At 66.5% G+C, this 16,931-nt stretch carries 14 protein-coding genes; 12 read left to right on the top strand and 2 right to left on the bottom strand.

The features are described from left to right. The first annotated feature begins 182 nt into the window (after positions 1-182). The 5 genes from E8M83_RS03200 (at position 183) to E8M83_RS03180 (ending at position 8,246) form a co-directional block, all read left to right on the top strand. On the top strand, positions 183-749 hold the full coding sequence (locus tag E8M83_RS03200) for a DUF1415 domain-containing protein (RefSeq protein ID WP_137171943.1): 567 nt from the start codon (positions 183-185) through the stop codon (positions 747-749). Next, entirely contained in the window at positions 733-951 is a 219-nt protein-coding gene (locus E8M83_RS03195) for a DUF1289 domain-containing protein (protein WP_137171942.1), read from the top strand. The genes E8M83_RS03200 and E8M83_RS03195 overlap by 17 nt, the downstream gene beginning before the upstream one ends. 173 nt (positions 952-1,124) lie before the next feature. Next, positions 1,125-4,268 carry an EAL domain-containing protein gene (locus tag E8M83_RS03190; RefSeq protein WP_137171941.1) on the top strand — a complete coding sequence of 1,048 codons (3,144 nt, stop codon included), beginning with the start codon at positions 1,125-1,127 and terminating at the stop codon, positions 4,266-4,268. 40 nt (positions 4,269-4,308) lie between these two features. Further along, positions 4,309-6,579: a molybdopterin cofactor-binding domain-containing protein gene (locus tag E8M83_RS03185; protein ID WP_137172066.1), complete on the top strand. Its 2,271-nt coding sequence runs from the start codon at positions 4,309-4,311 to the stop codon at positions 6,577-6,579. Between the two features lie 80 nt (positions 6,580-6,659). Continuing rightward, the gene (locus E8M83_RS03180; RefSeq protein WP_137171940.1) at positions 6,660-8,246 is read left to right on the top strand and encodes a hypothetical protein; all 1,587 of its coding nucleotides are present in this window, start codon (positions 6,660-6,662) and stop codon (positions 8,244-8,246) included. On the opposite strand, the gene E8M83_RS03175 is transcribed toward E8M83_RS03180, so the two are convergent. Further along, positions 8,243-8,668 carry a thioredoxin family protein gene (locus tag E8M83_RS03175; RefSeq protein WP_137171939.1) on the bottom strand — a complete coding sequence of 142 codons (426 nt, stop codon included), beginning with the start codon at positions 8,666-8,668 and terminating at the stop codon, positions 8,243-8,245. The two genes, E8M83_RS03180 and E8M83_RS03175, sit on opposite strands and share 4 nt — an antisense overlap. Before the next feature lie 99 nt (positions 8,669-8,767). Here E8M83_RS03175 and tsaB point away from each other — a divergent pair, with 99 nt between their 5' ends. The 6 genes from tsaB (at position 8,768) to E8M83_RS03145 (ending at position 13,862) form a co-directional block, all read left to right on the top strand. Beyond that, entirely contained in the window at positions 8,768-9,526 is a 759-nt protein-coding gene (gene tsaB / locus E8M83_RS03170) for a tRNA (adenosine(37)-N6)-threonylcarbamoyltransferase complex dimerization subunit type 1 TsaB (RefSeq protein WP_137171938.1), read from the top strand. After that, a complete protein-coding gene (gene rimI, locus E8M83_RS03165; protein ID WP_137171937.1) occupies positions 9,523-9,990 on the top strand; it encodes a ribosomal protein S18-alanine N-acetyltransferase in 468 nt (155 codons plus the stop codon). Before tsaB ends, rimI begins: the two co-directional genes overlap by 4 nt. Continuing rightward, positions 9,987-10,874: a uracil-DNA glycosylase gene (locus tag E8M83_RS03160; RefSeq protein WP_137171936.1), complete on the top strand. Its 888-nt coding sequence runs from the start codon at positions 9,987-9,989 to the stop codon at positions 10,872-10,874. Before rimI ends, E8M83_RS03160 begins: the two co-directional genes overlap by 4 nt. After that, a complete protein-coding gene (locus E8M83_RS03155) occupies positions 10,858-11,817 on the top strand; it encodes a DUF1853 family protein (RefSeq protein ID WP_137171935.1) in 960 nt (319 codons plus the stop codon). The genes E8M83_RS03160 and E8M83_RS03155 overlap by 17 nt, the downstream gene beginning before the upstream one ends. A gap of 103 nt (positions 11,818-11,920) precedes the next feature. After that, complete coding sequence (locus E8M83_RS03150; RefSeq protein WP_170976671.1) at positions 11,921-13,360, top strand: hypothetical protein; 1,440 nt, start codon at positions 11,921-11,923, stop codon at positions 13,358-13,360. 4 nt (positions 13,361-13,364) lie between these two features. Then, positions 13,365-13,862, top strand: a complete 498-nt coding sequence (locus E8M83_RS03145) for a hypothetical protein (RefSeq protein ID WP_137171933.1) — start codon at positions 13,365-13,367, stop codon at positions 13,860-13,862. Positions 13,863-14,377: 515 nt separating this feature from the next. Here the strand turns inward: E8M83_RS03145 and lplT are convergent. Further along, positions 14,378-15,637, bottom strand: a complete 1,260-nt coding sequence (gene lplT / locus E8M83_RS03140; protein WP_137171932.1) for a lysophospholipid transporter LplT — start codon at positions 15,635-15,637, stop codon at positions 14,378-14,380. A 159-nt stretch (positions 15,638-15,796) separates the two neighbouring features. Between lplT and alr the strand changes: the two genes are divergently transcribed. Beyond that, a complete protein-coding gene (gene alr, locus E8M83_RS03135; RefSeq protein WP_137171931.1) occupies positions 15,797-16,903 on the top strand; it encodes an alanine racemase in 1,107 nt (368 codons plus the stop codon). Positions 16,904-16,931 lie beyond the last annotated feature (28 nt).

Below are 16,931 nucleotides of genomic sequence, written 5' to 3'. Positions count from 1 at the left end.
AAACGGACGATGCCGGGTATATCACGTAGTTTGTCGAAACGACGCCCTGTTTGCCGGCGCCGGCGCGATCTACGACCGTGTCTGCCAAACCTTAGCGCCGCCGTGGGGACTATCTATGAGCCGGCGCAAAGAGTGCGTACAATCCAGTCTTTGCTGTTCGCCATGCTATGGAAAGTTTCGCCATGAGTCCCCCCAATCTGAACGCCGACGATGACGCCATCGTCGCAGCCACCCGCAAGTGGCTGGAACGGGCCGTCATTGGCCTCAATCTCTGTCCATTCGCCAAGTCGGTCTATGTCAAGGAGCAGGTGCGCTATATCGTGTCGCCTGCCACGACGCCCGAGCAATTGCTCGAGACCTTGATGGACGAGTTGCAGCACCTGTCCGACACCAGCCCGGAGCAGGTCGACACGACCCTGCTGATCCACCCGTTCGTGCTGAACGATTTCGAGGACTACAACGAGTTCCTGGACGTGGCCGACGTCGCGGTCGAGGACATGCAACTCGAAGGCGAACTGCAGGTGGCCAGCTTCCACCCGGATTACCAGTTCGCCGACACCGACGCCAACGACATCGCGAACTACACCAACCGCGCGCCGTACCCGATCCTGCACCTGCTGCGCGAAGACAGCATCGCGCGCGCGGTCGACGCCTTCCCGCAGGCCGAAGAGATCTTCGAGAAGAATATCGACACCATGGAAAAGCTCGGCCATGAAGGCTGGGACAAGCTCGATGTCGGCCCGGCCTGAAGCCGGCGGCGCCGGGGCGCCGCTGCCCGAACGTGCCGACACCCCATGCGTGGCGGTGTGCTCGACCACCTTCGACGAGGTGTGCCGCGGTTGCGGGCGCACCGTGGCCGAAGTGGCCAACTGGGTCTCGATGAGCGCACCCGAGAAGGAAGTCGTGTGGCAGCGCATCCTGGCGCAGGGATATCCGCGCCGCAACACCTGACCGATCCCCGGCCGGCTTGTCAAGCCTGGTCATGTCGCGCGGCGCCGACAGGCGCGGGGCCGTGGGGCCGGCCAGCGGCTGTGCAGGCCGCATAGTTAGTGACTCCCAGCAAGCAACTGTGCATAATCTCGCCATCCTCATGCACCAGGCTTGCCGCGCTCCTTCCCGCATCCATGTCCAGTCCCGCTGCCTCCCCCGTGCCGTCCCGCCTGCGCCTGCTGTACGGCCGCTCCCTGTATGGCGCGCTGCTGCTGGTGGTGTTCGTCGGCCTGCTGGTCCCGAGCGTGGTCGGCAGCTACCTGCTGGTGGGCGTACAGGAGCGCTCTGCCGCCGCCGCCAGCCTGAACGATACCTTGCAGCGCGATGCCGACATCCTCGCGCTCGGCATGCAGGAACCGTTGTGGAACCTGAACATGGAGGCGGCGCGCCCGCTGCTCGACTCGATGCTGCGCGACCCGGCCGTGGCCGGGGTCGAGGTGCACGACCTGGCCGGCAACAGCGTGCTGCACCTGCGCTCGCCGGGCCGCCCGCTGGGCAAGGTATTGCGCGCCGAACGGCCGATCGTGGTGGAAGGCAAGAACATCGGCAAGGTCGCGCTCGAGATGGACGACTACCGCAGCGGCCAGGAATTGCGTGCCAAACAGCGCAACTATGCGCTGGTGGTGGCGCTGCAACTGGCGGTGTCGCTGCTCCTGATCGCGCTGCTGCTGCGCAGCCGCCTGCTGTCGCCGCTGCGCAGTCTGATGCGCTTCTCCGACCGCCTGGCGCGCGGCGACTTCGAGACCCCGCTGGCGCTGTCGGCCCAGGACGAGCTGGGACGCCTGGGGGAGCAGATGGAGCGCATGCGGCTGGCGATCCGCGACCTGTTCGCCGACGTGGCGCGGCGCGAGGAACAGTTCCGGACCATCGTGACCCAGGTGCCGGGCGCCGTGTACCGCGTGCGCGCGGGCGGTCCGATCGAATTCGTCAGCGACGCGATCGAAGGCATCACCGGCTATCCGTCGGCGCGCTTCATGTGCGCCACCACCGAGGACTGGGCCGCCATCGTCCATCCGGAAGACCGGCGCGATTACTACCGCACCGCCAGGACCGCGGCCCGTTCGGGCGCTGCCTACGAGATGGAATACCGGATCATCGATGCCCACGGCATCGAGCGCTGGGTGCAGGAGCACGGCCAGCCGCAGGCGGCGTACGACCCGGCGCTGCACGGAACCGAAGGCGTGCGGGTGGACGGCATCATCTCGGACATCAGCGAGCGCCGCCACGACGAGATGCGCATCGAGGCGCTGCTGGCCGAGCAGGGCGCGATCCTGGACAACGTCATGTTCGGCGTGCTGTTCGTGCGCCAGCGCCGCATCATCTCCAGCAACCGCCGCTGCGAAGAGCTGTTTGGCTACGCCGAGGGCGAGATGGTCGGCCAATCGACCGAGATCCTGTATCCGACCCACGCAGAGTACGAGCGCATCGGCATCGAGCAGTATCCGCTGCTCGAGCGCAGCATGGACCTGGGCGAAGAGCGTCAGCTGCGCCATAGCGACGGCAGCCTGTTCTGGTGCCTGATGAGCGGCTGCGCGCTCGATCCGAACCGCGCCAACGAAGGCAGCATCTGGGTCTTCGCCGACATCACCGAGCGCAAGCTGGCCGAGGAAAAGCTGCGCCTGTCGGCCAATGTGCTGGAACATATCGCCGACGGCGTGATGGTGCTCGACGTGCATGGCCGCATCGTGGCCACCAACCCGGCCTTCAGCCGCATCACCGGCTATGCCGGGCAGGAAGCGCTGGGCCGCGAATCGAGTCTGACCCGCGGCACCCGCAACGACCAGGCCTTCTACGACGAGCTGTGGCGCCAGCTGGATGCATCGGGCTTCTGGCGCGGCGAGATTTGGGACACGCGCAAGGACGGCGAAGCCTACCTCGAAGCGCTCACGGTGTCGGCGGTGCGCGACGACGATGGCGCGACCACCCATTACGTGTGCGTGTTCAGCGACATCACGCGCGAGCGCGAATCGCAAGACCAGTTGGACCACCTGGCGCACCACGACGCATTGACCGCGCTGCCGAATCGCCTGCTGTACCACGACCGCCTGCGCCACGCGATGGCGCGCGCCGAGCGCGACGGCGAGCAGCTGGCGGTGCTGTTCATCGACCTGGACCGCTTCAAGAACGTCAACGACACGCTTGGCCACCATGTGGGCGACGAGCTGCTCAAGCAGGCGGCGCAGGCGCTGTCACGCTGCCTGCGCGAGGGCGACACCCTGGCGCGACTGGGCGGCGACGAATTCATCGTGCTGCTCGAAGACGTCGACGGCCTGCCTGGCGCCACGCGGGTGGCCGAAAAACTGATGGCGATGTTCGAGCAGCCGTTCGAGGTCTCGGGCCATGAGCTGTTCGTCACCGGCAGCGTCGGCATCAGCCTGTATCCGCAGGACGGACGCGATATGCACATGCTGATCAGGAACGCCGACGTGGCGATGTACCAGGCCAAGGCGCGTGGGCGCAACGGCTTCCGGTTCTACGCACCGTCGATGAGTGGCGACGGCGCCGTGCGCCTGCGCATGGAAGCCCTGCTGCGGCGCGCGATCGAAAAGAGCGAGATCTACCTGGCCTTCCAGCCGCAAGTCGAGATCGACAGCGGCCGCCTGGTCGGGGTCGAGGCCCTGCTGCGCTGGAACAGCCCCGAGCTGGGCCAGGTCGCGCCAAGCAGCTTCATCCCGCTGGCCGAGGACACCGGCTTCATCGGCCAGCTGGGCCAGTGGGTGCTGCAGCACGCCTGCCGCCAGATGGTGGCCTGGGAAGCGCAAGGACTGTCAGTGCCGAAGATCGCGGTCAACCTGTCGGTGCGCCAGTTCGAGCGCGGCGGCATGGCCGCCACCGTGGCCGCGGTGCTCGAGGATGCGGGCCTGGCGCCGGCGCGCCTGCAGCTCGAAGTGACCGAGTCGGCGATCATGAACACGAGCGACGCGCTACAGTATGTAAACGACCTGCACGCGATCGGCGTGGCGCTCGCGATCGACGATTTCGGCACCGGCTACTCGTCGCTGGCCTACCTGAAGCAGTTGCCGGTGCAGACCCTCAAGATCGACCGCAGCTTCATCAAGGACATCCCGCAAGACCCCGACGACGAGGCGATCGCGATCGCCATCATCCAGCTCGGCAAGAGCATGGACCTGTCGGTGATCGCCGAAGGCGTCGAGCGCGAAGACCAGGCGGCTTTCCTGCTGCGCCACGGCTGCAACCTGGCCCAGGGCTATTTGTATGGCAAGCCGCTGCCAGCCGAAGAGATCCTGGCGCGCTGGGGGAGCCGCCAGGATGCGTAAGCCGGCGCTGGTGCCGAAGGACGGCCTGCCCAAGCAAGGCATGACCGACGCGGGCAAGCGCCGCCGCAGATACCTGCTGGCCGGCCTGGCCGCCGGCGGCGCGCTGCTGGTCGGCTGGGGCACGCAGCCGCCGCGCCAGCGCCTGCATCCGACGCGGCCACTGGCGCTGGCCGACGGCGAGGTCGCGCTCAATGGCTGGGTCGCGCTGGCGCCGGACGGCACGGTGTCGGTGGTGGTGCCGCGCAGCGAGATGGGGCAGGGCGTGAACACGGCGCTGCCGATGCTGGTGGCCGAGGAGCTCGACATCGGGCTGGATGCGGTGCGCGTCATCGCTCCGCCGATCGACAAGATCTATGCCAACGTCACGGTGCTGCGCGAGAACCTGCCGTTCCACCCGGACGACACCGGCCGCACGGCGCAAGGCGCCCAGTGGCTGATGGCGAAGATCGGGCGCGAGCTGGGCATCATGTTCACCGGTGGCTCGAGCAGCGTGCGCGACGCCTGGCTGCCGATGCGCGAAGCCGGCGCGGTGGCGCGCGCGATGCTGGTCAAGGCCGCGGCCCGGCAGTGGGACGCGCGGGTCGAAGACTGCCGCACCGAGGACGGCTTCGTTGTCCACCGCGACGGCCGCCGCGCCGGCTATGGCGCGCTGGCCGGACTGGCGGCGCAGGCCGGCGCGGGCATCGCCGCGAACGATGTCAATCTCAAACAGCCGCAGGACTTCCGCCTGATCGGCAAGCCCTTGCCGCGCCTGGACAGCCGCGCCAAGGCCGACGGCAGCGCGCGCTTCGGCATCGATGCGCGGCCGGCCGGGATGGTGTACGCGGCGCTGACGATGGCGCCGACCCTGGGCGCCACGGTCGCGGCCTTCGATGCCGACGCTGTGCGCCGCATGCCGGGCGTGCTGGCGGTGGTCGACGTCTCGTCCGCGCTCGAGGGCCGCACCGGCGCCGGGGCCGGCGTGGCGGTGGTGGCCTCGACCTGGTGGCAGGCGCGCCAGGCTGCCGATGCCTTGCCGGTCGCCTGGACCCCGGGCGAGCATGCGGCGCTGTCGAGCGCCGCGATCCTGGCCGGCCTGGCGCGCAGCCTGGAAGAGGAGCGCGGCCATGTCTATCACGAGACCGGCACGCAAGAGGTCGAGGGCGCGGTGCGCACCGTGCGCGCCGAATACCGGGCGCCGTTCCTGGCGCATGCGGCGCTGGAACCCATCAATTGCACCGCCCAGGTCGCACGCGGCAGGGTGACACTGTGGGCCTCGACCCAGGTGCCGAGCATTGCAGTCGATTGCGCCGCGCGGGTGGCCGGCGTGGCGCGCGAGGACGTGTCGATCGACGTCATGCTGCTGGGCGGCGGCTTCGGGCGCCGGCTCGAAGTCGATATGGTGGCGCAGGCGGTGGCGGTCGCCAAGGCCCTGGACGGCCAGCCGGTGCAGCTGATCTGGACTCGAGAGCAGGACACGATGCACGACGTCTACCGGCCGGCCGCGCTGGCGCGCTTCACGGCGCAGTTGGGCGCGGATGGCGAGCTCCTCGCCTGGGACAACAAGTCGGCCAGCGGCGCCATCGGCCACCAGTACTTCAAGCGCAGCCTGGGCTTGCCGGGCGTGGGGCCGGACAAGACCACCGCCGAGGGCGAGTACGACCACCAGTACGCGATCCCCAACCAGCGCGTGGCCCATGTGACTGTCGATAGCGCGGTGCCGATCGGCTACTGGCGCTCGGTCGGGCATTCGCACAATGCCTTCTTCAAGGAGTCGTTCCTGGACGAGGTGGCGCACGCCGCCGGGCAGGATCCGGTGGCTTTGCGGCGCAAGCTGCTGGCGGCGCATCCGCGCGCGCTGGCGGTGCTGGATGCGGCGATCGAACGTGCCGGCCAGGCGCCGGAAGGGCGCGCCCACGGCGTGGCGCTGCACCGTTCCTTCGGCAGCACGGTGGCCCAGGTGGCGGAAGTGTCGATCGAGGACGGCCAGATCCGCGTGCACCGCGTGGTGTGTGCGATCGATTGCGGCCTGGTCGTCAATCCGAACATCGTGGCCCAGCAGGTGGAATCGAGCGTGGTGTTCGGGCTGTCGGCGGCGTTGGCCGGCGAGATCACGGTGGAGGGCTGCAGGATCGTGCAGTCGAACTTCGGGGATTATCCGCTGCTGCGGTTTAACCAGGCGCCGGTGGTGGAAACCATCGTGGTGCCGAGCAGCGCGCATCCGGAAGGGGTGGGCGAGCCGGCCGTGCCGCCGGTGGCGCCCGCGGTGGCGGCGGCGGTGTTCAGGTTGACGGGGCAGCGGCTGCGCAGCCTGCCTTTGAAATTGGGCTGAATTAGCGCACCATTGCGGCAGGTCTTCAGGTGGGTGACGGCGTTGCCCCACACTCTGGCATCGCCATCAGGGAGACCGCCATGAATGCCAAGCGCTTTTTTGTCATATTCGTGCCAGGGCTGCTGGTCGTCGAGGAGCGCCGCTTCGACGAAGCATGCGCGCTGCTGGCGCAGGCTTGTGCGCTTGACCAGATCGAGGTCCAGCGCGGCATTGGTACAGCCGGCACCGGGCGCGCTGGGGAGTCGATTGCATTGCGCCAATGGATCCAGGAACAGCGAGCGAACGGTGTGACATCGGTATCGGTCGCCGTACAGGCTGGTTCAGCCGGGGCGGGACGCGGCATGGAAGGCGGGGATCGCGTGCGGCAGATGCTGACCGGGTTTGCCGACGGCCTGCCGTTCCAGATGCGCATCGATACCGCGGTTGGCGGCTCCGTGCATGTGCAGGGAACGGTACCCGGGCCGCGCCTGTCGCTTACCGCATCGATCTTTCTTGAACTGCTCAACAGGCAAGGCGAGCCGGGTTTTTTCGTGCCTGGCGTGCTGGAAGTGATCGATGCGTATCGCGCAGATGGCGATCGGGCTGCACTCGCGGCGTCCGACCTGCCATCCTATTTATTGTCGTCCGAGGGGGAGCAGGACTGGGACGCCATTGGGCAGCAGGTCTTTCGGGGTATCCAGGCCGACGCGCTCACCCACGGGAAAAGCTTCGTGATTCCCCCGGCACTCGTGCACCATATCGAAAAAACGACGCCGGTCGACGATGAGCTGGAATTTACAGCATGGCTGGAAGCGTATGACGAAGATGAGGTCACTGCAGCGGCCCTGCTAGGGTTGATCAAGGCGCAAGATTTCGCTGGCAGGATCTGGCGGATTGCCGCGAGCCACAAACTGCTGGTGGAAAAACTCGGTGACATCGACGAGCTCGACGACTTTCCACGCATCGCAGCCCATGACTGGCCGCGCTTCCTGTCCAGGTTGCCGGATCGTGAAGTCGCGCGCGTGAGCGAGGTCCTGATCGAGCTGGTGCGCCTGGAGTGCGAGGAACGGGGCATCCAGCCGCGCATTCCCGACGACCTGGCCGACATCTTCGGACCGAACGACAAGGAGCGGCGCTGGCTCGAATTCGATGAACGGCTGCAGCACGATCTCGGCTGGACCATCCGCGAGGTCGATGTACCTTGGACGCTGTTCGTCCAGGATCCTGCCGTTGACCCGGTGCCGTCCCCGGCAGCGATGCCGATGGCGCAGGCGCGGCAGCAGTTCATCGACGCACTGACGCAAGCGCGCGATTTTGCATGGCGTGTCGACTCGCCTTACGATCGTGTGCTTGGCGCTGCCCGCCACCTGGCCATGCATGCCATCGACCCCGGCCCGCTGGACCTGACTGTGCTGGAATCGCCAGATGTGGACTGGGAGCCCGACATGCTGGTTTTGTTGCAACTGTTCACGCAGATGTTCGCGCCATTCGAATGGGGAGGGGATCGCGTATTCGGGCTGGCGGCAGTGTCGAGCGCCGACTCGTTCGGCGGCGTGGACGGGTGGACCGACCAGGCCTTCGAGGGGGAGCAGCAGGTGCGCTTCGAGGCCGTGTCGTTGAAACTGTTTGACGCGCTGAATCGCTACTTCGAGGCGCTGGTGTCGTTCGCACCCCGGGCGGGCGATTAATCCGGCCCGCGCAACAACACGCGCAGATTGCACTCCTCCTGCCAGTCGCGGCGTTCCTGGCTCGATTGCGCCAGGCGCGCCAGTTCTTCGTCGCTCTGCTCGGCCTGGGCCTGTACCAGGCGGTCGGCCACGCCGCCGTCCGGCACCATGGTGCCGAAGAAGGCGACCGTATCGCCGCGCTGCAGCAGCAGGGTAGGGAAGTTGTCGACGTCCAGGTCGCCCACCAGGTCGGCCTGGTCTTCGATGTCGATCCAGACGAACTGCTTGTCCGGATGGCGCGTCGCCACCTCTTCGAAGGTGGCGCGGTAGGTCGCGCAGGTGCCGCACCAGGCGGCGCACAGGCAGGCAACGGTCCAGCCGCCGCCGTTGACGGCGGCGGCGACCGCAGCGCGGGTGGTGGAATCGAGGGTCAGGCTCTGCATGAGCGGCATTGTACAGCGAGTTCCGGATCATGTTGCACTGCGATGGCGATTCGCGGTCGCGCCATGGAAGCCGCCCGACCGAGAGGTTAAAATAGCGGCATGTCTACCATCCTTGCTATCGAAACCTCGGCCGAGCTGGCGTCTTGCGCGCTGCTGGCGGGGGACACCGTGCTGGTGCGCGCCACGCCTGGCGTGCGCAGCCATTCGCAATCGATCCTGCCAATGGTGCAGGAGCTGTTGAACGAGGCCGGCCTCGTGCTGGCCGACTGCGACGCCATCGCCTTCGGCGCCGGCCCCGGCTCCTTCACCGGCGTGCGCACCGCCTGCGGCGTGGCCCAGGGCCTGGCCTATGGCGCCAGGCTGCCCGTGCTGCCGCTGGTGACCCTGGCGGCGATGGCCGAGGCCTGCCGCGCCGCGACCGGCGCCGCCGAGGTGCTGGCGGTGCTCGACGCGCGCATGGGCGAGGTGTACTGGGCCCAGTACCGATTCGACGACGGCAAGTGGATCGACGTGGTGGCGCCGGCGCTGTCGGCCCCGCAAGACGTCGCGCCGCTCGCGGCCGCCCGCCTGCAGGCTTGCGGCAACGGCTTCGCGGAGTATGCCGAGGCCTTCGCCGGCAAGCCGTTCGCACAAGGCGCGCTGGTCGACATCGTGCCGCATGCGCGCGAGCTGGCGCTGCTGGGGAGCGCCGCGCTGGCGGCCGGGCAGGGCGTGCCGGCGGCCCAGGCCCAGCCGGTCTACCTGCGCAACAAGGTCGCTTATACGAGCGCCGAGCGGCAGGCCATTAATCATGCCAATGCGCAGGCCAATGCGCAGCCCAATGCGCAGCCCAATGCGGCCGCCAAGGCCGGCGCATGAGCGAGCTGCAAGGCACCGGACTGCGACAGGCCCCGATGACGGCGGCCGACGTGGACGCGGTGTGGGCGCTCGAACGCAGCGTCTTTCCCTATCCCTGGTCGCGCGGTAACTTCGCCGACGCCGTGGCCAGCGGCTACGATTGCTGGACCTTGCGCGATGCGGGTGGCGAGCTGGCCGGGTATTACCTGTTGATGTATGCGCTCGACGAGGCCCACCTGCTCGACGTCGCGCTGGCCGGCAGGCTCCATGGCCAGGGCCTCGGCCGGCGCCTGCTCGACGAGATCGCGGCGCGCGCGCGCAGCCAGGGCATGACCTCGATCCTGCTCGAGGTGCGGCCGTCGAACGAGCGCGCGCTGGAGGTGTATCGGCGCCATGGCTATGTCCATATCGGCCGCCGCAAGGGTTATTATCCGGCCGGTGCTGCGGGCCGCGAGGATGCGATCGTGATGAGGCTGGACTTATGAAGAACACGAGCCGGCGCGATGCGCTGTTCCTGGCCGAGATGGGTATCGGCCCGCTATGGCAATTGCGTCATGCGCCGCAGGCCGAGGGTGATGTCGTTGCCGAAGCGGCTGTGGTCGAGGCCGCGCCGGAAGTCGTCGGGCCTGCGCCGGCATTCGAACCTGCATCGGCCCCGATCCCTGCGCCCGAGCCGGCGCCGGCCGCGCGTGTCCACACGCCGCTATCCGCGCCGCCTTACCGCAATCCGCCGCCGGTCGAGGAAGATTCGGCCTGGGACGACAGCGCCGCGCCAGAGCCGGCGGGGCCCGATGTCGCCACCATGGACTGGGCCGGCCTGCGCCAGGCGATCGCCGCCTGCAAGGATTGCGCCTGCGGCGAAGGCCGCAAGCCGGTGTATGGCGCCGGTCCGCGCCAGGCGCGCTGGCTGGTGGTCGCCGGCACGCCGAGCGCGATGGACGAGCAAGCCGGCCAGCCGCTCGCGGGTGACCCCGGCAAGCTGCTCGACAATATGCTGCACGCGGTCGGCCTGTCGCGCGAGCGCGATGCCTACGTCACGCCGCTGGTGAAATGCCGTCCGCTGAATGCGAAAGGCGGCGACCGCGCGCCGACGCCAGGCGAGATCGCCGCCTGCCGTCCCTTCATCGAGCGCGAGCTGGCGCTGGTCAAGGCCTCGACCGTGCTGACCCTTGGCCAGGTCGCGGCCAACGGCCTGCTGGACCGCGCACTGCAGGAACCGCTGGCCGGCGCTCGCGGCCAAGTCCATCGCTTGAATGAGACGCCGCTGGTGGCGACGCTGCATCCGGGCGAGCTGCTGCTGCGTGGCGAGAACAAGGCGCTGGCGTGGGCCGACCTGTGCCGGGCGCGTTCCCTTGGACCGCGCGACTAGTTACCAGGCCGGTTTCCACCGCCGCTGGGGGCACCTGCGGCGTGACCGGGTGCGCGCGCTGGCCTGGCTGCTCGATTCGCCCGACCTGCTCGACGCGGCCGCGCCGCCATGGGCCGGCCGCATCGCCACGCTGGGTCCGGTCACGCCAGGCGTGGCGGACTGGCTGGCGCAACTCGACCAGGATCCCGCGCGGCTCGACGCCGCGCTCGGCGACAAGACCTATACCCGGCTCGGGCTGTACGCCGAAAAGCTGATGGCCTTCTATTTTGCCGAGCAGGGCCGCCTGGTGCGCCACGGCTTGCAGGTGCGCGCCAGCCGCTACGACACGGTAGGCGAGTTCGACTTCCTGCTCGAGCACGGGCCGGATGCGCTTGCACACATCGAGTTCGCCACCAAGTTCTACCTGCTCGATGGCGGCGCGTCGAGCGAATTCGACGCCCTGGTCGGCCCCAACCTGGCCGACAGCCTGGGCCTCAAGATGCGCAAGGTCTTCGAGCGCCAGCTCGCGCTGGGCGCGCATCCCGCGGCGCAGGCCTTGCTGCCGCTGCCCGTGACGCAGGCGCAAGCCCTGGTCAAGGGCTGGCTGTTCTACCCCTCCGGCAACTGGCCGGCGATGCAGGGCATCACGGCCGGCCACTGCCGCGGCTTCTGGTGCGCGCTGGACGAACTCGATGGTGTCGACCTGGCGTCCGACGAGCATGTCGCGGTGCTGCCCAAGCTGGCGTGGCTGGCGCCGCTGCGCGCAGAGTCCGCAAGCGGGACGATGGACCGGACGCAGCTGAGACGCACGCTGGCCGATGGTTTCGCCACGTCGGGCACACCGGTGCTGGTGGCGATCGTGCGATGGCATGACGGCGTGCTGGTGGAAGTCGAGCGCGGTTTCATCGTACCCGACGACTGGCGCGCCCGCGCCGCCGAACTACGGATGGTGAAATCGGCCTGAGCAAGGCCGCGCGCATCCACTAGCCGATGTTCCTTGTCAAAATATCCACTTTGCATGAGGGCGAGGTGGGATAATCCTGCGTTTTATCCATCCTGGGACAGCAATGGAAAATGCAGGAAGCGAGCGAGGTATGGCTGGGGGTTCCAACGTCTACAAGGAGGCCATCGGTGGGTTCTACAGGACGATTCTAGCGTGCGCCATCGGCACGATCTTCCTGCTGTCGCTGGCCTTCTGGGGCTGGAAGGGTATTCCAAACGGAGTGGTTGGGCAGCAAGAATGGGTGGCTTACCTCGGCATCATCTTCGCAACCGCCGTTGCGTTTGCGGGTTCGCTGGTCGCCATCATGCTGGCCAGCCGGGCACTCGACTCGGCGAAAGCGCAGTCCGAGCTCGCCGAGCACGCGAACAAGATCGCGGACGCGCAGTCGAAGCTTTCCGATCAGGCGAACAAGATTGCCGAACGCCAGTCGACCGAATCGATGATGGCGGTGGACGGCAGCGCGCGATACCAGCAGTTCAAAAGCATCTTGTTCACGATGCCGATCATGCTGCGTCGCGCCCAGCGTGACCGGCTGTTCGATGACCACGGCAATATCGCCTTGCTCGGGCAGATCGTGCAGACGATGGGTACCGCACTCGACGCGTTCTTGTCGTCCAGCGTACCGGCAACCGCAGCCGCCCTGGCCGATACGATCGACCTGGGACCGTTCCCTTCAGCCGCGGCCCAGAAAATGCCATCGGTACCCGAGCAGCGATATGTCGAACAAGCGGTATCGTCCTTGTATTACGATCTGTCGGTGATCCGTATCACGCTTGCCTTGCCACCCGCACAGCGCTCTCACCTGACTTTGCGGCTCCAGCTGATGCGCCTGCTAGACGCTACCTATGCGCTGGTGCACGAGCTGGACCGGGTATTCAACCGTGCTGCCGAACTTCGAGCCACGGGCGAGTATGGCTTTAGCCTGCTCCAGGAGAGATTTATCGAACATGTGGCGCCGGTCAGCAGGCTCAATCACGACCTGAACCTGAGCGAGGATTTCAATGAGTTCGCACGCCAGATCCTTGGCGAGAACCAAAGCATTATCCCGGGCGCTATTCCATTTCGTGAAGCGCCGGCCGAATCCGTCGGATCCGGCGGCATGCTGGTTTCCCTGCAAGACTCAGGCCTGGCCCAGGCGCTCGCCGGTATCCGTGGCCGTCTGGAGAAGCTGGGCCTGGCGAGTCAGCTTGTGCGGCTTGATGATGGCGCATGGATAGATAAGGCGACGCGCCTGGCCACCGGTGTCGTCCCGATCTTCCTGATCACTGAACAGTTCGCTAACCGATTCCTGCAACTCCACCACTTCCTGGCGTCGGACCGTGCATCGGCCTGGCCGCAACGCGTGGCTGCTGGACCAGGTCGAGCAAGCGGCCGGCACCAGCCGCTCCACCCGCTATCTGTCGTTCAGCGAACAACTGGAGTGCTGGCGTTATTTCGCCGCAGTCGGCGTCATCTTGAGGTATGGACGGCAAATGGGTTTGCCGGGGGATCCTCCGACGCCTGAAGATGTGCTGGCGACTGCACGCTTCGCATTCAATAATTCGCTCGACGCCACTGTGTGGAGGGGCATCCTGACCGAGAAACACGACGACCTGCAAGACATGGTCGCGCGCGCCGCCGCCAGCCTGCCCGACGCGCCGGGCGACCCGGAGCGACATGCAAACGAGGTGCTGGCCATGTGCGCATCGGTGATGGCGGCGATGGCAACGCCTGGCAGTGTCGACTTCGCCAGCGATCCATGGTTCCCAAGTTTCGATATCGACGATGCGGGTTACCTGGCAAGGGAAGAAACGGTACAGCTCCTCGCCCAGAGGCCGTTGATGGAACGGCCAATGTACCATCTCCCGAACGCACTGGACGGGTACTTCCAGCGCGGGGACCGGGTCGATCTGGCCTTGCCGCACACCGCGGTGTTCGGCGTTGCCTACATGGACTCGACCTTCCGAGTGCCGCAGACCCCGCTGGTCGAGCTACTGTCTGCGAACGGGGCCTATCGCCTGTTCTGATGCGCCTTTATGCGCTTGCTCCGCCGGCTGGAGGGGGCGGCCGGAAGGTGGTTGGAGGGTGGCTGTAGGGTCAGAGTCGATTTGTTTGACAACTTTTGCAAAAGCTCGTTAATGCACCCCCGAGTGCCAAGTTTCTCAGAAGCGAACTCAACCACGACCAATGAGGGTCAGAGTCGAATTACGGGCAATTTTGAGGAATTGCTCACTAAATCGACTCCGACCCTATTTATTTTCTTGCCGGTTGGATCGGTATTAATGGCTGCTCGGCAAACAATTCGGAAAATGTTGACGACTGGCGGAATGCACTGACCAAAAGCTGCTCGGCAGCTACGGATTTCATTGCAAAACCACGAGGGTCAGAGTCGATTTATTGAGCAATTTCTCGCCTCGACCGGCAATCGGGGACAGAGTGCGCTGTCTCAGCAAGTGCCTATGAGCACTGGGGCTTCGGCCCGTCGGCCGAGAAATGGTGAGCGCGAAACGTTGTCAAACAATTCGACACTGACCCTGGTGGATCAGTGTTTGCCTTCGCCGATCAGGCCGAGCGAATCGTGCTCGCGCTGGTTCAGCGTGTGGCGGCGCTGGATCAGGAGCATGATGCCGGCGACTGACAGGCCGAAGATGACAATGATGATGTCCAGGTCCAGGTTCATGGTGATCATGATGGCGTAGGCCGCCAGCATCACCAGGATCGACAGGTTCTCGTTGAAGTTCTGCACCGCGATCGAGTGGCCTGCGCTCATCAACACGTGACCGCGGTGCTGCAGCAGCGCGTTCATCGGTACCACGAAGAAGCCCGACAGGAAGCCGATCAGGGCCAGTAGCGGATAGGCTACCGACACCGAACTGACGAATACCATGCTGGTCACGACCAGGCCCATGATGATGCCCATCGGGATCACGCTCAGCGATTTGCGCAGCGGGATCATGCGCGCCGCCATCGCCGCACCCAGCGCCACGCCGATCGCAACCACGCCGATCAGGTTGGTCGCCTTGTCCAGCGGCATGCCGAGCGAGCGCTCGGCCCATTTCAGCACGATGAATTGCAAGGTGGCGCCGGCGCCCCAGAACAGGGTCGTCACCGCCAGCGAAATCTGGCCCAGCTTGTCGCGCCACAGCGTGGCCGAGCAGTTCGCGAAATCGGCGATCAGCTTGGCCGGATTGCGTTCCTGATGCTCGTAGCGCGCGCCGGTGTCCGGGATGCGCAGGTTGAACACGGCGGCCAGGATATAGATGCCGACCACTACCGCCATCGCGGCTTCGGCGCCGGTCGTGATGCCCAGGCTGGCGAAGGCATCGAACGACAGCAGGAAGTTCGTGCCGCGCTCGCTCACCAGCGTGCCGCCCAGGACGGTGCCGAGGATGATCGACATCACGGTCAGTCCCTCGATCCAGCCATTGGCGGGCACCAGTTTCTCGGGCGGCAGCAATTCGGTCAGGATGCCGTACTTGGCGGGCGAATACACGGCCGCGCCAAAGCCGACCACGGCGTACGACAACAGGGGGTGGATGGTAAAGAACATCAGCGCGCAGCCGACGACCTTGATGATGTTCGCGATGAACATCACGCGTCCCTTGGGCAGCGCATCGGCGAAGGCGCCCACGAAAGCGGCCAGCAAGACATAGAACAGCACGAATGACAGCTTCAGCAACGGAGTCAGCGATGCCGGGGCGTCCATTGCGACGAGCAGGCTGATCGCGACAAAGAGGAGCGCGTTATCCGCCAGCGACGAGAAGAACTGCGCCGCCATGATGGTATAGAAACCACGGTTCATTCGAGAATTCACAAATCTGGTCCGGGTTGCTTTATACCATGAATGGGTAGGGCGGCGAAACGGGAAACGCTGGCGCAGCGCCGCCGCGCGGCCCGCTCCGGTAAAATAGGCACTTGACGTTCCATACGGGATTCCCTCCGTCTTTCTTAAAAGATTGTCATGCCGCGCCCGCTTTTCGCCACCATCCACCTCGATTCCATGCAGCACAACCTGGCCCAGGCGCGCAGCTGCGCGCCGCTGGCCAGGATCTGGGCCGTCGTGAAAGCCGATGCCTATGGCCACGGCCTGGAGCGCGCCATGCGCGGCTTCGCCACCGCCGACGGCCTGGCGCTGGTCGAGCTGGAAAGCGCGATCCGCCTGCGCGAACTCGGCTGGATCAAGCCGATTCTTTTATTAGAGGGATTCTTCGAAGCGGCCGACGTGCCCATGCTCGCCGAGCACAATATCGCCACCGCCGTGCACAGCATCGAGCAGGTCAAGCTGCTCGAATACACGCAGCTGTACCGCCCGATCGATGTCTATCTGAAAATGAACACCGGGATGAACCGCCTGGGTTTCCGCCCCGACGACTACGCCGCCGCCCATCAACGCCTCTGCGCGATCCGCGACGTGCGCTCGATCACCCACATGACCCACTTCGCCAATGCCGACGAACTCGAGCACCCGCGCCTGACGATCGCCGAGCAGGTGCGCCGCTTCCGCGCCGGCGCGGGCGACCTGGCCGGCGAGCGCAGCCTGTCCAACTCGGGCGGCGTGCTGCACCAGGCCGAGCTGGCCGACCAGTTGTCGAACGACTGGGTCCGCCCCGGCATCATGCTGTACGGCGGCACGCCGGGCGGGCGCAGCGCCCACGAATTCGGCCTGCGCCCGACCATGACCCTGCGCTCCGAGATCATCGGCATCCAGCACATCGAGCAGGGCGACACCGTCGGCTACGGCAGCCGCTTCGAGGCCGAAGGCCCGATGACGATCGGCGTGGTGGCCTGCGGCTATGCCGACGGCTATCCGCGCAGTGCGCCGCACGGCACGCCAGTCATCGTCGACGGCGTGCGCACCACGCTGGTCGGCCGGGTGTCGATGGACATGATGACCGTCGACCTGACCCCGGTGGCCAATGCCCGCATCGGCAGCAAGGTCACCCTGTGGGGCGACGGGCTGCCGATCGACGACGTGGCCCACGCCGCCGGCACCATCGGCTATGAGCTGATGTGCGCGCTGGCGCCGCGCGTGCGCGTGACCGAAGGCCGCCTCGGCACCGACGGTTGAAGCATAACGGGACTATCCCCATATTAGA

The organism is Massilia sp. HP4, from assembly GCF_005222695.1.
In the GTDB taxonomy this organism is placed as follows: Bacteria; Pseudomonadota; Gammaproteobacteria; order Burkholderiales; family Burkholderiaceae_D; genus Telluria.
Note: the sequence above shows the minus strand (reverse complement) of the source record. Positions and strands in the feature narration are given on the sequence as shown.